At 65.9% G+C, this 23927-nt stretch carries 18 protein-coding genes; 8 read left to right on the plus strand and 10 right to left on the minus strand.

The window, feature by feature from the left end; translation table 11 throughout:
* The first annotated feature begins 66 nt into the window (after nt 1–66).
* From ABIG06_RS11825 to ABIG06_RS11860, 8 genes are all read left to right on the plus strand, one after another.
* Nucleotides 67–2571: a sensor histidine kinase gene (locus ABIG06_RS11825; protein WP_370136569.1), complete on the plus strand. Its 2505-nt coding sequence runs from the start codon at nt 67–69 to the stop codon at nt 2569–2571.
* Nucleotides 2568–4148: a tRNA (adenosine(37)-N6)-threonylcarbamoyltransferase complex ATPase subunit type 1 TsaE gene (gene tsaE, locus ABIG06_RS11830; RefSeq protein ID WP_370136570.1), complete on the plus strand. Its 1581-nt coding sequence runs from the start codon at nt 2568–2570 to the stop codon at nt 4146–4148. The genes ABIG06_RS11825 and tsaE overlap by 4 nt, the downstream gene beginning before the upstream one ends.
* Before the next feature lie 87 nt (nt 4149–4235).
* A complete protein-coding gene (locus ABIG06_RS11835) occupies nt 4236–4553 on the plus strand; it encodes a PilZ domain-containing protein (RefSeq protein ID WP_124162417.1) in 318 nt (105 codons plus the stop codon).
* A 118-nt stretch (nt 4554–4671) separates the two neighbouring features.
* On the plus strand, nt 4672–5394 hold the full coding sequence (locus tag ABIG06_RS11840; RefSeq protein WP_124162416.1) for a nucleotidyltransferase family protein: 723 nt from the start codon (nt 4672–4674) through the stop codon (nt 5392–5394).
* A gap of 172 nt (nt 5395–5566) precedes the next feature.
* Nucleotides 5567–8713, plus strand: coding sequence for a double-strand break repair protein AddB (gene addB / locus ABIG06_RS11845; RefSeq protein WP_370136573.1), 3147 nt, complete (start codon nt 5567–5569; stop codon nt 8711–8713).
* Nucleotides 8707–12216 carry a double-strand break repair helicase AddA gene (gene addA, locus ABIG06_RS11850; protein ID WP_370136575.1) on the plus strand — a complete coding sequence of 1170 codons (3510 nt, stop codon included), beginning with the start codon at nt 8707–8709 and terminating at the stop codon, nt 12214–12216. The genes addB and addA overlap by 7 nt, the downstream gene beginning before the upstream one ends.
* Before the next feature lie 70 nt (nt 12217–12286).
* Nucleotides 12287–12607: a thioredoxin gene (gene trxA, locus ABIG06_RS11855; protein WP_008540017.1), complete on the plus strand. Its 321-nt coding sequence runs from the start codon at nt 12287–12289 to the stop codon at nt 12605–12607.
* A 105-nt stretch (nt 12608–12712) separates the two neighbouring features.
* The gene (locus tag ABIG06_RS11860) at nt 12713–13771 is read left to right on the plus strand and encodes an ATP-dependent DNA ligase (protein WP_370136577.1); all 1059 of its coding nucleotides are present in this window, start codon (nt 12713–12715) and stop codon (nt 13769–13771) included.
* A gap of 49 nt (nt 13772–13820) precedes the next feature.
* Here the strand turns inward: ABIG06_RS11860 and ABIG06_RS11865 are convergent, their stop codons facing one another.
* The 10 genes from ABIG06_RS11865 to rpsA all read right to left on the minus strand — a co-directional run bounded on the left by ABIG06_RS11865 (nt 13821) and on the right by rpsA (nt 23859).
* Entirely contained in the window at nt 13821–14561 is a 741-nt protein-coding gene (locus tag ABIG06_RS11865; protein ID WP_370136578.1) for a metallophosphoesterase family protein, read from the minus strand.
* Between the two features lie 154 nt (nt 14562–14715).
* The gene (locus tag ABIG06_RS11870) at nt 14716–16059 is read right to left on the minus strand and encodes a bifunctional folylpolyglutamate synthase/dihydrofolate synthase (protein WP_370136579.1); all 1344 of its coding nucleotides are present in this window, start codon (nt 16057–16059) and stop codon (nt 14716–14718) included.
* Entirely contained in the window at nt 16056–16997 is a 942-nt protein-coding gene (accD, locus tag ABIG06_RS11875; RefSeq protein WP_061879951.1) for an acetyl-CoA carboxylase, carboxyltransferase subunit beta, read from the minus strand. Before accD ends, ABIG06_RS11870 begins: the two co-directional genes overlap by 4 nt.
* A gap of 174 nt (nt 16998–17171) precedes the next feature.
* On the minus strand, nt 17172–18008 hold the full coding sequence (trpA, locus tag ABIG06_RS11880) for a tryptophan synthase subunit alpha (RefSeq protein ID WP_424578283.1): 837 nt from the start codon (nt 18006–18008) through the stop codon (nt 17172–17174).
* Nucleotides 18005–19219 (minus strand): tryptophan synthase subunit beta, encoded by a 1215-nt coding sequence (trpB, locus tag ABIG06_RS11885; RefSeq protein WP_370136581.1) that lies wholly within the window; start codon nt 19217–19219, stop codon nt 18005–18007. Before trpB ends, trpA begins: the two co-directional genes overlap by 4 nt.
* Nucleotides 19216–19887, minus strand: coding sequence for a phosphoribosylanthranilate isomerase (locus ABIG06_RS11890; protein ID WP_370136583.1), 672 nt, complete (start codon nt 19885–19887; stop codon nt 19216–19218). The genes trpB and ABIG06_RS11890 overlap by 4 nt, the downstream gene beginning before the upstream one ends.
* 66 nt (nt 19888–19953) lie before the next feature.
* A complete protein-coding gene (locus tag ABIG06_RS11895; protein WP_370136585.1) occupies nt 19954–20346 on the minus strand; it encodes a lipopolysaccharide assembly protein LapA domain-containing protein in 393 nt (130 codons plus the stop codon).
* A gap of 82 nt (nt 20347–20428) precedes the next feature.
* Nucleotides 20429–20734, minus strand: coding sequence for an integration host factor subunit beta (locus ABIG06_RS11900; RefSeq protein WP_124162406.1), 306 nt, complete (start codon nt 20732–20734; stop codon nt 20429–20431).
* A 171-nt stretch (nt 20735–20905) separates the two neighbouring features.
* Nucleotides 20906–21886 (minus strand): signal peptide peptidase SppA, encoded by a 981-nt coding sequence (sppA, locus tag ABIG06_RS11905; protein ID WP_370136587.1) that lies wholly within the window; start codon nt 21884–21886, stop codon nt 20906–20908.
* 266 nt (nt 21887–22152) lie between these two features.
* Complete coding sequence (gene rpsA, locus ABIG06_RS11910) at nt 22153–23859, minus strand: 30S ribosomal protein S1 (RefSeq protein WP_124162404.1); 1707 nt, start codon at nt 23857–23859, stop codon at nt 22153–22155.
* Nucleotides 23860–23927: the final 68 nt, after the last annotated feature.

A 23927-nucleotide genomic window follows, 5' to 3' on the forward strand; every position in this document is an offset into this window, starting at 1 on the left:
TATTGTCTTTTGATTCGCGCGCGACGGGGGTCGCCGCGCGCAAATTCGTGCGGTCTTGGGGCAAGTATGTCAGGCGTGATCGTGTCGATGCGTCGGACGCTGCTGTCGTGCACGTCGCTGGCGCGCAGCGGCTTGATTGGGAGCGCTCTTGCGGCGCTGCTGCCGGCTGCGCCGGCCAGGGCCGCCGATCTCATCGACACTCTCTCCAGCATGCTGGACTTCAACCGGCAGGAACTCGCGGTGCTCGCCACCGCGCTGGCTTTGCTCGGTTTCTCGGTCGTGGCCGCGATCCTCTTGATGCGCACGCGGGTGCGCTTGGTCAAGAACGAGGCGCGGCTACGCGCACGAATCGGGGAACTTCAGCTCCAGGCCGACCGCTTCGGCGCGCTGCTGTTCGCCGAGCCGCAGATCCTGATCTCCTGGCCGGCCGGCGATAACCGCGTTCAGATTTCCGGCGACATCTCCCTGGTGCTGCCGCGCGACTCCTCCCCGCAGCGCGTGCTGGCGTTCGGAACTTGGCTGCCCCCGGAGCCCGCGCTCCAGATGGAACACGCCGTGGACGCGCTGCGCGATCGCGGCGACGGGTTCCAGCTGACGTTGACCACTGCGCACGGCCATACGCTGGAAGCGATCGGCCGCGCCATCGGCGGCCAGGCCATAGTCCGGATTCGCGAGCTCTCAGGACTGCGCCGCGATCTGGCCGAGACCAATCTGCGCTACAAGGCGCTCTCCGACGAGACCGAGATGCTGCGCGGCCTTGCCGCCGCCGCACCCTGGCCGATCTGGGCCAAGGGCGAGAACGGGGCGCTGACCTACGCCAATCCGGCCTATGTGCGCGCCACCGAGGCCAACAGCGTCACCGACGCCCAGGAGCGCAAGCTCGAGCTGCTCGACAGTGCCAATCGCACCGCGATGGAGCGGGGACTGAAGGACGCGACCAATTTCAGCTCGCGGCTGCCGATCGTGATCGGCGGCGAGCGGCGCATCTACGACGTGCGCGCCATCAATGTCGGCAGCGGCAGCGTCGGGGTCGCAATCGATGCCAGCGAGGCGGATGCGCTGAGGTCGGCGCTGGTGCAAATGGCAGAGGCGCACCGCCGCACGCTCGACCAGCTCTCCTCCGGCGTTGCCGTGTTCGACGGCCAGCGCCGCCTCGCCTTCTACAACGATTCCTATCGGCGGCTGTGGGACCTCGACCGCACCTTCCTCGACGCCAACCCTGACGATTCCAGCGTGCTCGACCAGCTCCGCGCCGCGCGCAAGCTGCCGGAGCAGCCGGATTTCCGCGCCTGGAAAGCCAAGCTGCACGAAGCCTATCGCGCGGTCGAGACCGCCAAGGACACCTGGTTCCTGCCTGACGGCCGCGCACTCTCGGTCGTCACCACCCCGAATCCCGAGGGCGGCGTCACCTATCTGTTCGACGACGTCACCGAAAGCCTCGACCTCGCCCGCCGCTTCGACGGCCTGATCCGCGTTCAGCGCGAGACGCTGGACAGCCTCGCCGAGGGCGTCGCGGTGTTCGGCAGCAACGGCAAGGCGCAGCTGTTCAACCCGGCCTTCGTCCGAATGTGGAAGCTCTCCAGCGACGCCATGCGCGACGAGCCGCACATCCAGACGGTGGAAGGCTGGTGCCATCAGCTCTATGACGATCCCCTGGTCTGGCGCCAGATCCGCGAGGCCATCACCTCGATCGAGAACCGCGCCGACGTGCCGCTGAAGCTGGAGCGCAAGGACGGCAGCGTGCTCGACGGCATGATCCGGCCGCTGCCCGACGGCGCCACCATGCTGACGTTCCAGGACATCACCGATACCGAGAATGTCGAGCGCGCGCTGCGCGAGCGCAACGAGGCCTTGGAGGCCGCCGACCAGATGAAGGTGGATTTCGTCCACCACGTCTCCTACGAGCTGCGCTCGCCGCTCACCACCATCATCGGCTTTGCGCATTTCCTCAGCGATCCCTCGACCGGGCCGCTGACGCCGAAGCAGGCCGAATATCTCGACTACGTCACCAAATCGACCAACGCGCTGCTCGCGCTCACCAACAACATCCTGGATCTCGCCACGATCGACGCCGGCGCGATGAAGCTGGAACTCGGGCAGGTCGACGTCAGCAAGGCCATCGAGCTCGCCGCCGAGGGCATCCAGGACCGGCTCGCCACCGACCGCATCCGCCTCAAGGTCGAGATCGCGCCGGATGTCGGCAGCTTCACCGGCGACGAGAAGCGCGTGGTGCAGGTGCTCTATAACCTCCTCGCCAATGCCGTCGGGTTTTCTCCACAGGATTCCACCGTCGGCATCAGCGCACGGCGCACCGAACACAGCGTGGTCTTCACCGTGACAGATTCGGGCCCTGGAATACCTGCCGACATGAAGGACAAGGTGTTCAACTGGTTCGAAAGCCGCTCCCAGGGCTCGCGTCACCGCGGCGCCGGGCTCGGCCTGTCGCTGGTGCGCTCCTTCGTCGAGCTGCATGGCGGCAAGGTGCGGGTGGATTCGATCGTCGGCCGGGGCACGGTCGTGATCTGTGATTTCCCGACCGACCAGGCGGCGCATCGCGACGCCGCCGAATGACGGATACAACCACATTCTCGGTCGCGCTCCACAACGAGACGGCCACCGCGCAATTGATGGCCGACCTCGCGCTGCTGGTCGGCCCCGGTGACGTCATCACCCTCACCGGCGATCTCGGTGCCGGCAAGACCGCGGCGGCGCGCAGCCTGATCCGCTACCTCGCCGGCGACGAGACGCTGGAAGTGCCGAGCCCGACCTTCACCCTGGTGCAGGGCTACGAGCTGCCGCCGTTCCCGGTGATGCATGCCGATCTCTACCGCGTCGAGGACGAGAGCGAACTCGACGAGATCGGGCTGTCGCCGCTGCCGGATGCCACGCTCGTCCTGATCGAATGGCCCGAACGCGCTCCCTCGGCAATGCCCGCGGATCGCATCGACATCGCACTGACGCATCGGCCGGCGCTGGGCTCGAGTGCGCGCGCCGCCGACATCACCGGTCACGGCAGGGCCGCCGCCATCGTCGCGCGGCTGCAGGCGCTGCGCGAATTCCTCGACGCCTCCGGTTACATCGATGCGACGCGCAGGCGCATGGCCGGCGATGCCTCGACCCGTTCCTATGCCCGGCTGCTGCGCGACGACGGCGTCGTCATCCTGATGAACTTTCCGCAGCGGCCTGATGGCGCGGCTCTCTACAACGGCAAGTCCTACAGCGCCGCGGTGCATCTTGCGGAGAACGTCAAACCCTTCGTCGCGATCGCCGAAGGCCTGCGCGCGCAGGGAATCTCCGCGCCCGCGATCCATCACTCCGATCTCGATCATGGCTTCCTGATCACCGAGGACTTTGGCAGCGAGGGCGTGATCGAGGGCGATCCGCCGCGGCCGATTGCCGAGCGCTACGAAGCCGCGACCGACGCGCTGGCGATGCTGCATGTCAAGGCGCTGCCGGAGACGCTGCCGCTGGACGGGAAGACCTACGAGATCCCCGTCTTCGACGTTGAGGCGATGCTGATCGAAATCGGACTGATGCCGGAATGGTACCTGCCCGATCGCAACGCGCCGTTGAACGACGAGAGGCGTGCGGAATTCTTCGCGATGTGGCGCGAACTGCTCAGGCCGCCGCTGGCGGCGCCGAAGACATGGATCATTCGCGACTATCACTCACCGAACCTGATCTGGCTTGAGAATCGCACGGGCATAACGCGCGTCGGCGTGATCGACTTCCAGGACACCGTGCTGGGACCGCAATCCTACGACGTGGTGTCGCTGCTCCAGGACGCCCGCATCGACGTGCCCGAAAACATCGAGCTGACGCTGCTCTCGCGCTACATCAAGGCGCGACGCGCGCAGGACACGAATTTCGATGCGGCCGGTTTCGCCGAGCTCTACGCCATCATGTCGGCGCAGCGGAACACGCGCCTGCTCGGCACTTTCGCCAGGCTCAACCGCCGCGACGGTAAGCCGCATTATCTGCGCCACCAGCCGCGGATCTGGACCTACCTCCAGCGCTCGCTGGCGCATCCCGCGCTCGGCGCCTTGCGCGACTGGTATCTCGCCAACGTCCCGCCGCCCCAAGGGGCGTTCCAAGGGGCATCCCAAGAACCGTCCCAAGAACCATCCCAAGCGGCATCTCAAGCCTGATTGAGACCCGATTTACCGGCCGTTAGCCAAAACGTCGGTATTCTGGCAGCGAGGCAGCCGGACAATTACGGGGCTGGAGCGGGACAGATGGCGGTACAGACGGACCAGCGCGGCAACGGCCGGGTTGTTTTCGAACGCGGGATTCCGGCCCAGGTGATGGGAATCGACGGCACCTGGCGGCGCGACTGCACCATGGAGGACGTCTCCGAGAGCGGCGCCAAGCTGACCATCGAGGGCTCGGTGGAAGGGCTCCATCTGAAGGAATTCTTTCTCCTGCTGTCGTCCACCGGGCTCGCGTATCGGCGCTGCGAGTTGGCCTGGGTCAATGGCGACCAGATCGGCGTCAATTTCCTCAAGCTGGGCGACAGAAAGAAAAAGGCGCGTTCCGCGACCATTGGGGCGTGACGGCAACACCCGTCGTACAACCGTCACGGCGGGTGGTTAAGGCGGTCGAGATGCAATGCGGCTGATCGAGCCTCGTGGTACGATTGCTGCGAACGCGAAAGGTCTGAGAAAGCGAAGGATGCCCGTCAAACCGACCAAAGCCATGGTGCTCGCCGCAGGGTTTGGCCTGCGCATGCGTCCGTTGACGGACACGATGCCGAAACCGATGGTGCCGGTGGCCGGCCAGCCGTTGCTCGACCACGTGCTCGACAAGCTCAGCCAGGCCGGCGTGACCGAGGCGGTGGTCAACGTGCATTACCTGCCCGACCAGATCATCAATCACGTCGCTTCGCGCCAGCGTCCGCGCGTGACCATCTCCGACGAGCGCGATCAGGTGCTCGGCACCGGCGGCGGCGTCGTCAAGGCGCTGCCGCTGCTAGGCGACGCGCCGTTCTTCCACGTCAATTCCGACACGCTGTGGATCGACGGGGTGCGCTCGAACCTGACGCGGCTCGCTGAAAACTTCGACCCTGATCGAATGGACATCCTGCTCTTGATGGCGCCAACCGCGACCAGCATCGGCTATGGCGGCCGCGGCGATTACGGAATGCTGCCCGACGGCGCCCTGCGCAAGCGCAAGGAAAAAGAGGTCGTTCCGTTCGTCTATGCCGGTGCAGCGATCATGTCGCCGTCGATCTTTGCCGATGCGCCCAAGGGCGAATTCTCGCTGACGAAGATGTTCGACCGCGCCAACGAGCAGGAGCGGCTGTTCGGTCTCCGCCTCGACGGCGTCTGGATGCATGTCGGCACGCCGGATGCCGTGCACGCCGCGGAAGAGGCGTTTCTGGAGAGCGTGGCGTAAACCCCGTCATTCCGGGGCGCGCGCGAGCGCGAACCCGGAATCTCGAGATTCCAGGTTCGATGCTTCGCATCGCTCCCGGAATGACAGTGGGAGAGCGGGGATGACTCACCCGCACCCATGACCATTCGACGCCACCTCCCTATATTGCCCTGATTCTCGAATCAGGCAGCCCATGCGCGTCTTCAGCGTTCCCATCTCAGTTCCGTTCCTGCGCACGGTCGTCACGGCCCTGCTCGACGGCCGCCTGGTCGAGGGGTTCGAGGCCCGCAAGGAGCCGGCGCGGCTGGCCGACGCCACGCTGTACCTGCCGACCAGGCGCGCGATGCGCGTCGTGCGTGAGATCTTCCTCGACGAGATGAAGGCGGACGCAGTGGTGCTGCCGCGCATCGTCGCGCTCGGCGACATCGACGAGGACGAGCTCGCGTTCGCCGGCGAGAGCGAGCAGTTTTCCGGTGCAGCGCCGCTCGACATTCCGCCGCGGCTGGGCGAGCTCGAACGACGGCTCACACTGGCGCAGCTCGTCGCCGCCTGGGCCAAGGGCCCGGTGCTGTCGCCACTGGTGGTCGGCGGTCCGGCCTCGACGCTGGCGCTGGCATCCGATCTCGCGCGCCTGATCGACGACATGGTCACGCGTGGCGTGGACTGGAGCGCGCTTGATGGACTGGTGCCTGACAACCTCGATCGCTACTGGCAGCACTCGCTCGAATTCCTGCGCATCGCGCGCATGGCCTGGCCAAGTCATCTCGCCGAGATCAACCGGATCGAGCCGGCCGCGCGGCGCGACCTCCTGATCGCGGCGGAAGCCAAACGGCTGACCGCGCATCCGACCGGGCCGGTGATCGCGGCGGGTTCGACCGGCTCGATGCCGGCCACCGCGAAGTTTTTGCACGCAGTCGCGTCGCTGCCGCATGGCGCGGTGGTGCTGCCGGGCCTCGACACCGATCTCGACGACGACGCCTGGCGCACCATCGGCGGCGTGCGCGATTCGCTCGGCAAGTTCGCGGAGCATCCGGCCTCGAACCATCCGCAATATGCCATGCACGCGCTGCTGGATCGCTTCGGCATCAAGCGCAGCGACGTCGACATTCTTCAGCCCCCAGCGGACGGCGGCCGCGATCTGCTCGCGTCCGAATCGATGCGGCCCTCCGCCAGGACGGAAGTCTGGCACGACCGGCTGAAACAGCCCGACATCGCCGCGAGGATCGCCGGCGCCATGAAGAACCTCGCAGTCGTCGAAGCCCCCAACCCTGAAATGGAAGCGCTCGCGATTGCCATTGCGATGCGCGAGGCGCGGCATCTCGACAAGTCGGCGGCGCTGGTGACGCCCGACCGCGCGCTGGCGCGGCGGGTGATGGCGGCGCTGACCCGATGGGACCTCGCCTTCGACGATTCCGGCGGCGATGTCCTGATGGAAACCTCGGCCGGCACCTTTGCTCGTCTCTCGGCAGAGGCGGCGACCAAGGGCCTGGAGCCGCCAACATTGCTGGCGATGCTGAAACATCCGTTATGCCGGCTCGGCCGCGCGCCCGGCGCGTGGAGAATGGCGGTCGAGGGCCTGGAGCTTGCGGTGCTGCGCGGCACGCGCCCACCGGCGAGCACCGCCGGCCTCCTGCGCGAATTCAACCGCTTTCGCGAGGAGCTGGCAAAGCTTTGGCGCAGCGAGGCCTCCGCGCTCCACAAGGCCGAGCCGCGCGCGCGTCTCAAGGCCGAGGATCTCGATCGCATCCAAACTCTGATCGATGCCCTGCAAAAGGCATTGGCGCCGATCGAGAGCCTGCCGCCGTCGAAGCCGTATGACTTCGCCGAGCTCGCGCATCGGCACCGCGATATCCTGATCGAGCTGTCGCGCGACGAGCAGGGCATCCCGCTCGCCTTCGAGGATCGCGATGGTCTCGCGCTTGCCACCGCCTTTGACGATCTCCTGCGCAGCGGCACGGCCAGCGGGCTGATGGTGCCGCTGCCCGACTATCCAGACGTCTTCCAGACGGCGTTCGGCGATCGCGCGGTGCGGCGGCGCGACAGACCCGGCGCCCGCTTGCAGATCTACGGCCCGCTGGAATCGCGGCTGATGCAGGCCGATCGCATCATCGTCGGCGGCCTGATCGAAGGAGTCTGGCCGCCGGCGCCGCGCATCGATCCCTGGCTCAGCCGGCCGATGCGGCACGAGCTGGGCCTCGACCTGCCGGAGCGACGCATCGGCCTCTCCGCCCACGACTTCGCGCAGCTGCTCGGCGGCGACGAGGTGATCCTCACCCATTCCGCCAAGGCCGGCGGCGCGCCGGCGGTGGCCTCGCGCTTCCTGCACCGGTTGGAAGCGGTCGCGGGTGATGATCTCTGGAAGGCGGCGGTCCGCGCCGGCGAGAAGTTTGTGCAGTTCGCGGCCGCACTGGATCAGCCCGACAAGGTCAGACCGATCAAGCAGCCGGAGCCGCGGCCGCCCCGCGCGACGCGGCCGCTCAAGATGTCCGTCACCGAAATCGAAGACTGGCTGCGCGATCCCTATACGATCTACGCCAAACGTATCCTGCGGCTCGATGCGCTCGATCCCGTCGACATGCCGCTCTCGGCCGCCGACCGCGGCTCGGCGATTCACGACGCGATCGGAGAGTTCACGGAGACCTATGCCGCGCATCTGCCCGCCGATCCCGTGCGCGTGCTGCGCGCGATCGGCGAGAAGCATTTTGCGCCGCTGATGGAACGGCCCGAGGCGAAGGCGCTGTGGTGGCCACGCTTCCAGCGTATCGCGCGCTGGTTCGGCGATTGGGAGACGGCGCGGCGCGACGCGATCGAGGCCATCACCGCCGAGACCCGGGGCGAGATCTCGATCCCGCTCGACAATGCGCGCACCTTCCATCTTTCCGCGCGCGCCGACCGCATTGAGCGCCGCCAGGGCGGCTTCTATGCCATTCTCGACTACAAGACCGGGCAGCCGCCGACCCGCAAGCAGGTCCGCATGGGCCTGTCGCCACAGCTCACGCTGGAAGCCGCGATTCTGCGCGAGGGCGGCTTCCCTGATATCGACGCCGATTCCTCGGTGAGCCAGCTCGTCTATGTCCGCCTCAGCGGCAACAATCCAGCGGGCGAGGAGCGCATCCTCGAGCTCAAGTTCAAGCAAGGTGACGAACCGCAACCTCCGGATACCGCCGCGGCCGAGGCAAGAGCAAAGCTGGAAGCGCTGATCCGTGCCTTCGAGGATGAGAACCAAGCCTATACCTCGCTGAACCTGCCGATGTGGGCGAACCGCTACGGCACCTATGATGATCTCGCCCGGATCAAGGAATGGTCCGCGGCCGGCGGATTGGGGATCGAGGAATGGTGAAGTTGCCGCGCCCCATCCCGGATGAAGTGCGCGCGCGGCAGGCGCGTGCATCCGATCCGACTGCATCGGCCTTCGTCTCGGCCAATGCCGGCTCGGGCAAGACCCATGTGCTGGTGCAGCGCGTGATCCGCCTGTTGCTGTCGGGCGTGCCGCCGGAAAAGATCCTCTGCATCACCTTCACCAAGGCCGCCGCCGCCAACATGGCCGAGCGTGTGTTCACCACGCTTGGTCATTGGGTGACGCTGGACGATGATGCGCTCGACGCGGCGATCCGCGCGGTCGGCATCCCGCATCCCGGTGCAAAACTGCGCCGCGACGCTCGAAAACTGTTCGCCTGCGCGCTGGAGACTCCGGGCGGGCTGAAGGTGCAGACCATCCACGCGCTGTGCACGCGCCTGCTCCAGCAGTTTCCGTTCGAGGCCAACGTGCCGGCGCGCTTTGCCGTGATCGACGAGCGCGACCAGACCGACATGATGGAGCGCGCCAATCTGAAGGTGCTGCTGGAGGCCGCGCGCGAGCCGGAGAGCGTCACCGGCCGCGCGCTGCTGACAGCAATGGCGAGCGCCGCCGATGTCACTTTCAAGGAGGTCGTGCGCGAGGCGTGTCTGAGCCGCGATCACTTCATGGCCTGGACCGACGAGGCCGGCAACGCGGAAGCCGCAGCGGCACAGTTGGCCACCATGCTCGGCGTCGACGCGAGCGATCGCATCGAGGATGTCGAGACGGAAATTCTGGATGGCCCGTTCCTGCCGCGATCGCGCTGGGACGACATCGCCTTCGCGCTGGAAGACGGCAGCAAGTCGGACAATGACCAGGCGGGGCGCCTCCGCGGGGCAAAGGCGTTCTCCGGCAGCGATCAGGTCGATGCTTATTTGTCTGTCTTCCTCACCGACGAGAAGCTGCCGCGCAAGGCGGTGCTGACCAAGAAGTTTTGCGACAACAACCCATCCGTCGCCCGCCTGTTCGAGGCGGAGGTGCAGCGCCTTAGCGGATTGATCGAGAAGCGCCGCGCGGTGACCATGCGGGACCGCACCGCCGCCCTGCTGCACATCGCGACCGCGGCTGCCGCGAATTACCGCCGCGAGAAGCAGGAGCGCGGGCTGCTCGACTACGACGATTTGATCGACAAGACGCTGGCGATGCTGGACCGCGTCTCCTCGGGCTGGGTGCATTACAAGCTCGACCGCGGCGTCGACCACGTGCTGATCGACGAGGCGCAGGATACGAGTCCGCGACAATGGGACATCGTCGCGCACATCATCTCCGAGTTCACGGCCGGCGAAGGCGCGCGCGAAGGGCTCAGCCGCACCATCTTTGCGGTCGGCGACGAGAAGCAGTCGATCTTCTCGTTCCAGGGCGCGGCGCCCCACGAGTTCGACGCGCGCCGGCGCGAACTGCATCGCAAGTTTACCGCAGCGGGGCTGAAGTTCGATCCGGTCGCCTTCACCTACTCGTTCCGCTCGGGTGCGACGATCCTGCACTCGGTCGACCACGTCTTCCGCGATCCCGCGATCTACAAGAGCATCCACTCGGTCGAGATCGGCCATCCCCTGCACAACGCGCTCAGCGATGCCGGCCCGAGCGTGATCGAGCTGTGGGATCTCGCGGAGCCCGACGATCGGCAGGACATCGAGGGCTGGCGTGCGCCGTTCGACGGCGTCGCGGTCACCAGCCCCGAGGTCAAGCTTTCCCGACGCATCCAGGCCGAGATCAAGCGGCTGGTCGAGAGCGGCACGCTGACGGGGCACGAGGGCGAGCGCCGCCCCCTGCGCTATGGCGACATGCTGATCCTGGTGCGCCGGCGCGGCAACGCATTCGACGCCGTGATCCAGGCGCTGAAGCACGCCGGCATTCCGGTCGCCGGTGCCGACCGGCTCAAGCTCACCGAGCACATCGCCATCATCGACCTGATGAACCTGGCCGACGCGCTGCTGCTGCCTCAGGACGATCTCGCGCTCGCGGTGGCGCTGAAGAGCCCGCTGTTCGGGCTCGACGACGACGACCTGTTCACGTTAGCCCATGATCGCAAGGGATCGCTGCGCCGCGCGCTCGGCGAGCATGCGGCCACCAGCGACAAATTCACGACCGTGCTGCGTCGCCTGGAGGCCTGCGAGATCCGTGCCCGCGAGGAGACGCCGTTCGCGTTCTACGCCTGGCTGCTGGGCGGCGATGGCGGGCGGGCGCGCATCCTGCGCCGGCTCGGCCACGAGGCCAACGATGCGCTCGACGAATTCCTGGAGCTTGCGCTGAACTATGAGCGTAAGGCGCCGGCCTCGCTGCAGGGCTTCATGGCCTGGCTGCGCTCGGCCGACACCGAGGTGAAGCGCGACATGGAGATCTCGCGCGATGAGGTCCGGGTGATGACCGTGCACGGCGCCAAGGGCCTGGAGGCCTCGGTCGTGTTCATGGTCGACACCACGTCCTCGCCCGCGGACTCGCAGCGGCTGCGGCTGATCCACGTGCCGCGCGGCAATGGCGGCGAGGTCGTGGTCTGGGCCGGGCGCAAGGCTGATGATCCCAGGCCTGTCGCCGAGGCGCGCAAGGCCATGCTCGAGGAGACCGAGGACGAATATCGCCGCCTGCTCTATGTCGCGATGACGCGCGCGGCGGACCGGCTGATCGTCGGCGGCTGCATGCCCGGCAATATGAAGACGGTGCGCAAGCTGAGCTGGTACGATCTGGTCGACACCGGGCTCAAAGGCTCGGGCCTCGACAAGCAGGTGATCGAGACGCCGCTCGGCAAGGTGACGCGATTCGCCCGGCCGGAGGATGTCGCGGCGCTGGGCACGCCGGCGGCGCCCCCGGAACAATCGGTCGTGCTGCCGGACTGGCTGCGGACGCCGGCTCCGTCCGAGATCATCGACGAGGATCCCGTGCGCCCCTCGGGCCAGTCTGCCGAGGAAGGCCGCAGCGTGCGGACCGGCGAGTCGATCCAGTCGCGCGCCCGGGCGCTGCAACGCGGCACGCTGGTGCACCGTCTGCTGCAATCCCTGCCCGACATCGCCATGGAGCGCCGGCGCGAGGCCGCGCTCGGCTTCATGGCGCGCAACGCTGCGGACTGGACCGAAGCCGACCGCACTGCGCTCGCCGACAAGGTGCTCGCTTTGATCAGCGAGCCGCGTTTCGCCGCAGTCTTTGCCGCCGGGAGCCGGGCGGAGGTTGCCATCGCCGGCCGGCTGGAGCGACCGGGCCGCACCCCGGCGCTGGTGTCGGGGCAGATCGACCGGCTGGTCGTTCGCCCCGATGAGGTCCTGATCGTCGATTTCAAGACCAACCAGGCCGCCCCCAAGAGCGCCGCTGAGGCGCCGGCAGCCTATGTCCGGCAGCTTGCGCTGTACCGCGCGGTGCTGTCGCGGCTCTATCCCCGAAAGCCCGTCAGGGCCGTCCTGCTCTGGACGGAGGCCCTTGAATATATGGAGATTTCGGCCCCCGCGCTGGACGCGGCGCTGGCATCCCTTCATCTCGGTGTGAGCGTCCTTGACCCGGCAAGGAGCCGTTCATAGGTTGACCGCATGATCCCGGGCGCGATTCCAGGTCGCGCCGATTCTCTTTCAACCGAGTGAGGTACTCCCAATGGCCGTTAGCAAGGTTTCCGACGCCGATTTCGAAGCCGAAGTGCTCAAGGCGAACGGCCCCGTGGTCGTCGATTTCTGGGCCGAATGGTGCGGCCCCTGCCGCATGATCGCGCCCGCCCTCGACGAAATCGCCGGTGCGATGGGCGACAAGGTCAAGATCGTGAAGCTCAATGTCGACGAGAGCCCGAAGACCGCCTCCAAGTATGGCGTGATGTCGATCCCGACCCTGATGATCTTCAAGGGTGGCGAGATGGCCTCCCGCCAGGTTGGCGCAGCGCCCAAGGCGAAGCTGCAGCAGTGGATCACCTCCGCGGTCTGATCCACTGGCGCAGGATTATTGGCGCAGATTATTTTCGACAGCGGCCGGCGAAAGCCGGCCGTTTCGCGTTGATGGGACGTGTTCAGCGTATGACGAGTCCCGCCCTTGCCATCCCCTCCCGCAAAGCGCGCCCGAAGATCGAGCCCTCTCGTCGCCATGGAGGCGCGTTCGGTCGACGAGATCCCGCGCGGCAAGGAATGGCAATATGAACCCAAGTGGGACGGCTTCCGCTGCCTGCTGTCGCGCAACGGCAGCAACATCGACCTACGCTCCAAATCCGGCGAAGACCTCGCGCGCTACTTCCCGGAAGTCGTCGCCGCGGCCTTGGAGCTGAAGGCCGATCGCTTCACGCTCGACGGCGAGATTGTCGTGCCGCACGGCAAGAGCTTTTCCTTCGACGCGCTGCTGCAACGAATCCATCCGGCGGCAAGCCGCGTGAAGAAGCTCTCGATGGAGACACCGGCGCTCTATCTTGTTTTCGATTTGCTCGCGACGTCCCGGGAGAAAGATCTGGCCGAGAAGACGCTGCGCGAGCGACGGCCGGCGCTGGTTGCGTTCGCGAAAGCCAACCTCGAGGGCAGCATCTTCCGTCTTTCGCCGGCCACGGCCAGCTACGCCACCGCCAAGAAATGGTTGGCGCAATCCGGCGGCGGTTCCGACGGCGTCATCGCCAAGCGCATCGACCTGCCCTACCAAGCTGGCACGCGCGACGGCATGCAGAAGATCAAGAAATTCCGCAGCGCAGATTGCGTGGTCGGCGGCTTCCGCTACGCCACCAACAAGATCGCCGGACGTCATGTGGTCGGCTCGCTGCTGCTCGGGCTCTACGACGATGACGGCCTGCTGCACCATGTCGGCTTCACCTCGGCCATCAAGGCGGAGGAGAAGCCTGCCCTGACCGATCGGCTGGAGGCGCTGATCGGCGAGCCCGGCTTCACCGGCAATGCGCCGGGCGGGCCGAGCCGCTGGTCGACAGAGCGTTCGGCGAAATGGTGTCCGCTGAAGCCGAAACTCGTCATCGAGGTCTGCTACGACCATTTCAGTGGCGAGCGCTTCCGCCACGGCACCTCGATCCTGCGCTGGCGCCCGGACAAGGCGCCGCGGCAATGCCGCTTCGAACAGTTGAAGCAGAAGGTGGCGGACCCGATGAAGCTGTTGAAGTGACGCGGTCTCGTGCCCCGGACGCAGCACCGCGTCCGGGACACGCGAGGTTCTACTCGATCCACCCCGTCGCCAGCGCGTTGGCGAGCTCGGGCTGACCATTGCGCCGCGCCAGCGCAGCCATCGCCTCGTGATCGTAGGCGACGTGGCGGAACGTCACCTGCCAAGTGCCACCGGCGAACTCGAGAATCGCATAACGCGCGTGCGGCGTGCCGGCCTCCACCACATGCGGGAACGGATGCTTGTCGCGATAACTAGGGCTGCCGACGCTGCCGGGATTGACGATCAGCCGGCCGTCGCGCAAGCGCACGGCACGGGCGAGATGGGTGTGGGCGCACAGGATCAGCGACTGCGTGATCCCTTGCGCAAATTGCTCGATGCGATCGAGCGGAGACAGCGCCACCGTCCCGTCGGGATGCACGGTATCGAGCCAATAGACTTCATCGTTGCCGGGCGTCGCGTGGCAAAGAAACACCCGCTCACGGAAAACGCGCGTCATCGGCTGCGCCCGCAGCCAGTCGAGCTGCGCGGCATCGAGCTGGGCGTGGGCAGGCCGATCCCACGAACCCATCTTCTCCGGCGGACGGTCGAGCAGATAACGGTCGTGATTGCCGAGCACATGCACGGCATCGAGCTGCATCAGGATCTCGATCGTGCGGCGCGCATCGAGCGGGCCGCTCAGCATGTCGCCGAGATTGAGAATGTCGGCGATGCCGTGCGCGCGGATGTCGGCGAGCACGGCCTCCAGTGCGAGGTAATTTCCGTGGACGTCGGCGATCGCGGCGAAACGCATTGTTGTTATCTCTCCTCTCGCGCCTCGGACGCAGCACAGCACGCAGTGGTGCGCTGCAAGCCGGGTCCCATGCGGCTCTGGGTCCCGGATCAGCGCTCCGCCCTGGACAACGCTACGCGTTGGCAAGAGCTGCGCTTGTCCGGGACACGGAAGCTCATGCAGGAGGCGTGCCGTTGATCGCCAGCACGTGGCCGGCGAGATACAGCGAGCCGGTGATCAGGATGCGCGGCGGCACCTCGTAGGCGAGCTTCGCCAAGGCGCGCAGCGCGGCTTCGACGCCGGAAACGGTCTCGACGCGCATGCCGAGGCTCCGCGCGGCATCCGCGAGGCGATCGACCGGCATTGCATTCTCGGTGTCGGGAATCGGCACCGCGATGATATGGCGGGTGAGGCCGGCGAAATTGGCGAGAAATCCCTGCGCGTCCTTGTTGGCCATCATGCCGGCGATCACCACCAGCGGCCGCGACACCCGCTCCTCGAGATCGCCGAGCGCCGCCGCCGCGACACGCCCGCCCTCCGCATTGTGGCCGCCATCGAGCCAGATCTCGGAGCCCTGCGGACCCCAGGACAGCAGCTCGCCCGAGGCGATGCGCTGCATCCGCGCCGGCCATTCCGCGCCGACGATGCCGGCTTCGAACGCGGCGTGGTTGACCTTGATGGCTGGCAGCGCACGCAGTGTCGCGATCGCGAGCCCGGCATTGGCGAATTGGTGGCGGCCGAACAGACGCGGCGCCGGCAGATCCATCAAGCCGCGATCATCGGAATAGACCAGACGCCCGCGCTCGACATTGACGTGCCAGCTCTCGCCTGCGGCAAACAGCGGCGCGCGCGTGCGTCTCGCCTGCGCTTCGATCACCGCCATTGCCTCCGGCATCTGCTCGGCGCAGATCACCGGCACGCCGCGCTTGATGATCGCCGCCTTTTCGCCGGCGATCGAAGCGAGGGTGTCGCCGAGGAAATCCATGTGATCCATGCTGATGGGCGTGATCACGCAGGCCGCCGGCGCATCGATCACATTGGTCGAATCGAGCCGGCCGCCGAGGCCGACTTCGAGCAGCACCACATCGGCCGGGTTCTGCGCGAACAGGTGAAACGCGGCAGCCGTCTTCAGCTCGAACACGGTCGCCGGCTCGCCGGCATTGACGCGCTCGACCTCTTCCAGCGCGGCGCGCAACTCGTCGTCACCAACGAGCGCACCGCCGCCCACGCGGCCGAGCCGGAAGCATTCATTGATGCGGACGAGATAGGGCGAGGTGTAGGCGTGGACGCGCAGGCCCGCAGCTTCCAGCGTCGCTCGCAGATACGCGAGCGTCGAGCCCTTGCCGTTGGTGCCGGCGATGTGGATCACCGGCGGCAGCTTGCGTTCGGGGTGACCGAGCCGTTCGAGCAGGCGGTGCATCCGCTCCAGCCCGAGATCGATGCGCTTCTGATGCAGGGCCGACAACCGCCCGATCAATTCGTCGAGCGGTCTCTTTGCACTGTCAGAGGAGGCGTTCACGCGTGGGGCGCAGCCGGCGCCGTCTCGGCGGCCGATACGATCTGCGCCGGGCTCGCGACCGGCTGCACTGATTTCGATGCGCCTTCCAGCGCCGGCGCCTTGGTCAGCAGGCGGCAGAGCCGCGCCAGCGTCGGGCGCAACTCGTGACGATGCACGACCATGTCGACCATGCCGTGCTCCTTGAGGTACTCGGCGCGCTGAAACCCTTCAGGGAGCTTCTCGCGTATGGTCTGCTCGATCACGCGTGCACCGGCAAAGCCGATCAGCGCACCCGGCTCGGCGATCTGCACGTCGCCCAGCATCGCATAGGACGCGGTGACGCCACCAGTGGTCGGATTGGTCAGCACGACGATGTAGGGCAGCTTTGCCTCGCGCAGCATCTGTACCGCAACCGTGGTGCGCGGCATCTGCATCAGCGACAGGATACCCTCCTGCATGCGCGCGCCGCCGCTAGCCGCGAACACGATGAACGGCGATGTCTTCTCGACCGCGAGCTCCATTCCGCGCACGATGGCTTCGCCCGCAGCCATGCCGAGCGAGCCGCCCATGAAGTCGAAATCCTGCACGGCGACGACCACGGCGGAACCTTCGAGCTTGCCATAGCCGACCTTGATCGCGTCGTTCAGATTGGTCCGCGCCCGCGCATCCTTGATGCGGTCGACATATTTCTTCTCGTCGCGGAACTTGAGCGGATCGGGCGTGACCTCAGGCAGCGCGACGTCGAACCAGGTCTCGTTGTCGAAGATCGACTTCAGACGCGCCACCGCGCCCATGCGCATATGGTAGTTCGAGCCCGGAATGACGAACTGGTTGGCCTCGACGTCCTTGTAGAACACGAGCTGCCCGGAGTCCGGACACTTGATCCACAGATTCTCCGGCGTCTCCCGCCGCAGCATGTTGCGGATCTTCGGCCGGACCACGTTGGTAAGCCAGTTCATGGTTTGCTCCGATGTGCGAACCCGCCTCGCGGATCGCCTGAAGAGATATATGGCGGCCTGGCCGCTGCCCGGCAAGCCGCCGTGTCGACCGCGTTAGAGCTTGATCCGGAAAAGTGTGAAGCGGTTTTCCGACAAGATCATGCTCAAACTAACAAGCTAAAGCGGAATTATGACCTATTCGGCCGCCTGTTGCGCACCCTTGACGCCCTGGGCCAGGGCCGCCGTCAGCTCAGCCACGGCGTTGACGGTTTTGGCCGTCGCCCGTCCCTCGGCATCGAGGCTGTTCTTGAGCGCATCCACCAGTGCGGTGCCGACCACCGAACCATCGGCCTTCTCGGCAATGGCGCGCGCCGCCTCCGGCGTGCGGATGCCGAAACCGACGCAGATCGGCAGCCTGGTATGCCGCTTAATGCGCGCAACAGCTTCGCCGACGGCATTGGCGTCCGCCGCCGCGGCGCCGGTGATGCCGGCGATCGAGACGTAATAGACAAAGCCCGATGTGTTCGCGAGCACCGCCGGCAGGCGCTTGTCGTCGGTGGTCGGCGTCGCCAAGCGAATGAAGTTGAGCCCCGCCTTCAGCGCGGGAATGCAGAGCTCGTCATCTTCCTCCGGCGGCAGATCGACGATGATCAGGCCGTCAACGCCCGCGCTCTTGGCGTCTGCCAGGAACTTGTCGACGCCGTAGATGTAGATCGGATTGTAGTAACCCATCAGCACCAGCGGCGTGAAATTGTCGTCCTTGCGGAAATCGCGCACCAGATCAAGCGTCTTCTTCAAGGTCATGCCCGCCTTGAGCGCGCGCAGGCCTGCAGCCTGGATCGACGGACCATCGGCCATCGGATCGGTGAAGGGAATGCCGAGTTCAATGACGTCGGCGCCTGCCTTGGGCAGCGCCTTGACGATATTGAGCGACGTCGCGGCATCAGGGTCGCCAGCCATCACATAGGTGACGAAGGCCGCGCGGCCCTGCTTCTTCAGCTCGGCAAAACGGGTGTCGATACGCGTGGTCACTTCTTGCCCCTCAGGATGTCGCCGACCTGCGGGACGTCCTTGTCGCCGCGGCCGGAGAGATTGACGACCATCAGGTGATCCCTGGGCCGTTTTGGCGCGAGCTCCATCACCTTGGCGATGGCGTGCGCGGGCTCGAGCGCGGGGATGATGCCTTCGAGCTTCGACAGCAGCTGGAACGCGGCGAGCGCCTCGTCATCGGTCGCGGAGAGATAGTTCACGCGGCCGACCTCGTGCAGCCAGGAATGCTCGGGGCCGATGCCGGGATAGTCGAGGCCGGCCGAGATCGAATGCGCGTCCTGGATCTGGCCGTCCGCATCCATCAAGAGGTAGGTGCGGTTGCCGTGCAGCACGCCGGGACGGCCGCCCGCGATCGAGGCCGCGTGCAATTGCGTAAGGCCATGGCCTGCGGCTTCGACTCCGAATATCTCGACCGTGGGATCGTCGAGGAACGGATGGAACAGGCCCATCGCGTTCGAGCCGCCGCCGATGCAGGCGACCAGCGAATCCGGCAGGCGGCCTTCGATCTCCTGCATCTGCGCCCTGGTCTCGTTGCCGATGACCGACTGGAAGTCGCGCACCAAGGTCGGATAGGGATGCGGACCGGCGACCGTGCCGATGCAATAGAACGTGTTGTGCACGTTGGTGACCCAGTCGCGGAGCGCCTCGTTCATGGCATCCTTCAGCGTGCGCGTACCCGACTGCACTGGCATCACCTTGGCGCCCAGCATCTCCATGCGGATGACATTGGGTTGCTGCCGCTCGACGTCGACGGCGCCCATATAGACCACGCATTCCAGGCCAAAGCGCGCGCACAGCGTCGCAGTGGCGACGCCATGCTGACCGGCGCCGGTCTCGGCGATGATGCGCTTCTTGCCCATGCGCCGCGCCAGCATGATCTGGCCGAGCACGTTGTTCACCTTGTGCGAACCGGTGTGGTTCAGCTCTTCGCGCTTCAGGTAGATCTTGGCGCCGCCGAGATGCTCGGTCAGGCGCTCGGCGAAATAGAGCGGCGAAGGCCGGCCGACATAGTTCTTGAGATAGCCGTTCATCTCGGCCTGGAACGCCGGATCGGCCTTGGCGGCGGTGTAGGCCTTTTCCAGATCGAGGATCAGCGGCATCAGGGTTTCGGCGACGAAGCGTCCGCCGAAGATGCCGAAATGGCCGCGCTCGTCGGGGCCGCTGCGGTAGGAATTGGGTTTGGCGACGTTCATCGGACACTCAACTCTTGACTTGTATCTTGGCTGGCGCGCGCGGCGCGAATGAAGGCCTTGATCATCTCGGGATCCTTGACGCCGGGGGCGCTCTCGACACCGGAGGACACGTCGACGCCGCCGGCGCGGGTGACACGGAGGGCTTCGGCCAGATTGTCGGCGTGCAGCCCCCCCGAGACCATATACGGCAGTTTCAGATCGAGGTTTTCCAGGAGGTGCCAGTCGAAGGGTTCCCCGAGACCGCCGGGCCGCGTTGCGTCCTTCGGCGCGCGCGCGTCGAACAGGATGCGGTCGGCGACGGCGGCGTAGCCGGGCAGCACCGCGAGATCGGCAGCTGTCGCGACCGGGACCGCCTTCATCACCGGGCGGCCGAAGCGTTGCTTGATGTCGCGCAGCCGCGCCACGCTCTCGCTGCCGTGGAGCTGGAGAATATCGGGCGACAGCGCATCCATGATGTTGTCGAGCGTGGCGTCGTCGGCGTCGACCGTGAGCGCGACCTTGAGCGCGCGCTGCTTCACCTGACGGCCGAGCTCGCGCCCCGCCTCCAGAGAGAGATGCCGCGGCGACGGCGGAAAGAACACGAACCCCACCATGTCGGCGCCGGCGTCGAGCGCCGCTTGAAGCGTCTCGCGCGTGGACAGGCCGCAGATTTTGACGAGCAGGGACATGGTCTCAAAGCAGATGAAGGCCGCGGGTCCGCGGCCGGAAAACGGGGCTTTCGGTTGGGGCCGCTTCTACAACGTCGCGCGCTGCTTGTCTCGCCCGATGGGCCCGTACAGCCCCACCCCGGAAGGCGCGGGAAGGCGCTGGGGCTCTGCCCTGGTCGCAGCCGCCTGGGCCCGCAGATCGGCCAGTTCGGCCCTGATGGCCCGGGCCTCCGCATCATTCCGGCGCGCCGCGCGCCGCCAGTGCCGCTGGCCGACCCAGACGGCCGAGCCGCCGACCACGACGCCCAGCGCGGCCACCAGGATCAGGAGCAGGAACAGCGGCAACGTCAGCGACAGTGACGGGTCGTCGGAAATGAAGGGATCGAAGGAGACCGTGACGAAATGCCGGTTGGCGACGGCAAACGCCACCAGGATCAGGCCCAGCGGAATCACGATCAGCGCGGTCAGGAACTTTCGCATCTCGCGTCGCTCGCCTTGAATCAAGCCCGCGGCCGCATCCTGTGCGACCGCGAAAAACCCTAAAGCGCGGTCACATCGCGCTTCAGTCTGCGCCGCCGGGATCTGGATGGTCGCGGTTCAGCCGCTCGCGCATTTCCTTGCCGGTCTTGAAGAACGGAACGCTCTTCTGGTCGACTGGCACATGGGCGCCGGTGCGTGGATTGCGCCCTGCGCGGGCAGGGCGGTGCTTGACCGAGAAGGCACCGAAGCCGCGCAACTCGACGCGATCACCGCGCGCGAGGGCCGCTACGATCTCTTCGAGAATCGCATTCACAATGTTCTCGACATCCCGCTGGTACAGATGCGGGTTGTGCTCGGCGATACGCTGAACAAGTTCGGATTTGATCATCGAGAGATAGGACCCGGAAGCGTGCGGATGACCATTTCCGTGAAAATACCGTGATCTGTCAAGACGCTAAATCAAGGCTGAGCGTCGCGAAAATACGTGACAAATGCCGAAAAAGCGTGCTGCGCCGGCACTCGTCCCACGAGAAAACCTCGCGGAACTCGCCTGCTCCAGTCAGTTTGATGCGGCCGGCTGCCACAGGGCCAGCATTCCATCCATTCCGAGCCGGTCGACCGCCTGCGCGACACCGGTTTGGCCGATTTGATGCGCAATCGAGCCCAAACCGAGCGCTTCCAGCGTCACGGCGGCGGCGGTCTTGAGGAAAGTCAGATCGCCAAAGCGCGGCTCAAGCTTGTAATCGCGTACCGGAAGTCCCTTTTTGACGCCCTTGTGCTCGATCAGCCAGGTCACCGCCGTCTTCTCGTCACCGATCTGGTCGATCAGCTTGAGATCGATCGCCTGGCGCCCGGTAAAGACACGACCATCGGCGACTTTTTCGAGCTGCGTGTCATCCATGCCACGCCGCTCCTTCACCATTCCCTTGAACCAGGCGTAGGAATCCTTGACCAGCGCATCGAGCGCGGCACGCGCCTCCGGACTGGTCGGCTCAAAACCGTTGGGAGCTGCCTTCAGCGGCGAGGACTTCACCTCCTCGACCCTGACGCCGATGGTCTTCAGCAGCTCGGAGACATTGGGATACTGGAACAGCACGCCGATCGAGCCGACCAGCGAGCTCTGCTGGGCGACGATGTGGTCGCTCGCGATCGCCGTGATGTAGCCCCCCGATGCGGCGAGGCCCTCGACGACGACGACCAGCGGCTTCTTCGCTTTCAGCCGGGTGAGCGAGTCGTAGAGCTGCTCGGAGCCGGCGGTGGTGCCGCCCGGCGAGTTGATGTGAACGATGACGGCGGCGGCCCGCGAGCTCTCGAGCCGCTCCAGCGCCTGCGTGCGCTCGGAATCGCTGCGGATCAATCCATCGATGTGAACGCGTGCGATCGAGCCGGCGGATGCGAAGGTACCGCGCGCTCCGGGCGTCGCGATCAGCGCAAAGCTCGCAATCGCCGCGATCGCGATCAGCGCGGCCATCACACGCCAGAACGTGAGCTTGCGGCGGATCCTGCGGCGATCGACGATGATGTCCGAATCGAGCGACATCGGAGTATCTCCAAATGAAAGGCTGGGCGCGTTGTGCCGTCACAGCGTGACCATTGGCTTAGCTGAATACATCAATTGCGGCGCAATTAGAAGAAAACAAGGCCTGCGGCGACGTAGCCCGGATGGAGCGCAGCGTAATCCGGGATTCGTGCCACACTGGGGCGGTCCGGATTTCGCTCCGCTCCATCCGGGCTACAGAAAGACAAGCACAACAAAAAAGCCCCGGCTCGCGCCGGGGCTTCGATGCAGCAAAACGGAAGTTTCGCTTACTTGCTGTCGCGGTTCTTGAGCGCGGTGCCCAGGATGTCGCCGAGCGTCGCGCCCGAATCGGAAGAGCCGTACTGCGCGATGGCTTCCTTCTCTTCGGCCACTTCGAGCGCCTTGATCGACACCTGGACCTTGCGGGCCTTCTTGTCGAACTGGATCACGCGGGCATCGACCTTCTCGCCGACGGCGAAGCGTTCGGCGCGCTGGTCGTTGCGATCACGCGCGAGCTCGGAGCGCTTGATGAAGGTGGTGAAATCGGTACCGGCGATCTTCACCTCGATACCGCTCTCCTTCACTTCGAGCACTTCGCAGGTCACGACCGCGCCCTTCTTGACATCGCCCGGCTCGGCGAAGGGGTCGCCTTCGAGCTGCTTGATGCCGAGCGAGATACGCTCCTTCTCGACGTCCACATCGAGCACCACGGCCTTCACCATGTCGCCCTTCTTGTAGTTGTCGATCACCTGCTCGCCCGGAAGCTTCCAGTCGAGGTCGGAGAGGTGGACCATGCCGTCGACGTCGCCCTCGAGGCCGAGGAACAGGCCGAACTCGGTCTTGTTCTTGACCTCGCCCTCGACCACCGAACCGGTCGGGTGGCTTTCGACGAAGACCTCCCACGGATTGCGCATGGTCTGCTTGAGGCCGAGCGAGATGCGGCGCTTGACGGAATCGACTTCCAGCACCTGCACGTCGACTTCCTGCGAGGTCGAGACGATCTTGCCGGGATGCATGTTCTTCTTGGTCCACGACATCTCGGAGACGTGGATCAGGCCTTCGATGCCCGGCTCGAGCTCGACGAACGCACCGTAGTCGGTGATGTTGGTGACGCGGCCTGTGAAGCGGGCACCCAGCGGGTACTTGGCTTCGATGCCCTGCCACGGATCGTCCAGCAGCTGCTTCATGCCCAGCGAGATGCGGTGCGTCTCGTGGTTGATCTTGATGATCTTGACCTTCACGGTCTGACCGATCGAGAGCACCTCGGTCGGGTGGTTGACGCGGCGCCACGCGATGTCGGTGACGTGCAGCAGACCGTCGATGCCGCCGAGGTCGACGAACGCACCGTAGTCGGTGATATTCTTGACCACGCCGTCGATGACCTGACCCTCTTCGAGGTTCTGCACCAGCTCCTGACGCTGCTCGGCGCGGGTCTCTTCCAGCACCGTGCGCCGGGAGACGACGATGTTGCCGCGGCGGCGATCCATCTTGAGGATCTGGAACGGCTGCGAGTTGTTCATCAGCGGCGCAACGTCGCGGATCGGGCGGATGTCGACCTGCGAGCGCGGCAGGAACGCCACCGCACCGTCGAGGTCGACCGTGAAGCCGCCCTTGACCTGGTTGAAGATGACGCCGTTGACCTTCTCGTTGTTCTGGAACGCCTTCTCGAGCTTGCCCCAGCTCTCTTCGCGGCGCGCCTTGTCGCGCGACAGCACGGCTTCGCCGAGGGCGTTTTCGATGCGATCGAGGAACACTTCCACCTCGTCGCCGACCTTGAGATCGCTTTCACGGCCGGGGCCGGAAAATTCGCGCAGCGCGACGCGGCCCTCGGTCTTCAGGCCGACGTCGATGACGGCCATGTCCTTTTCAATTGCAACCACCTTGCCCTTGACGACGGAGCTTTCCTGCAGGTTGCCGCCTGCAAAGGACTCGTCGAGCATCGCGGCGAAATCGTCACGCGAGGGGCTATAGGTATCAGCAGAAGTCGAAGCCATTTGTTCTCCAATTGCGGATGTCTTGCCGGCCGTTGGGTTCGTGGGCGCATCGCACGCGCAGTGTCGGA

The organism is Bradyrhizobium sp. USDA 326 (genome assembly GCF_049739485.1).
Classification (GTDB): domain Bacteria; phylum Pseudomonadota; class Alphaproteobacteria; order Rhizobiales; family Xanthobacteraceae; genus Bradyrhizobium.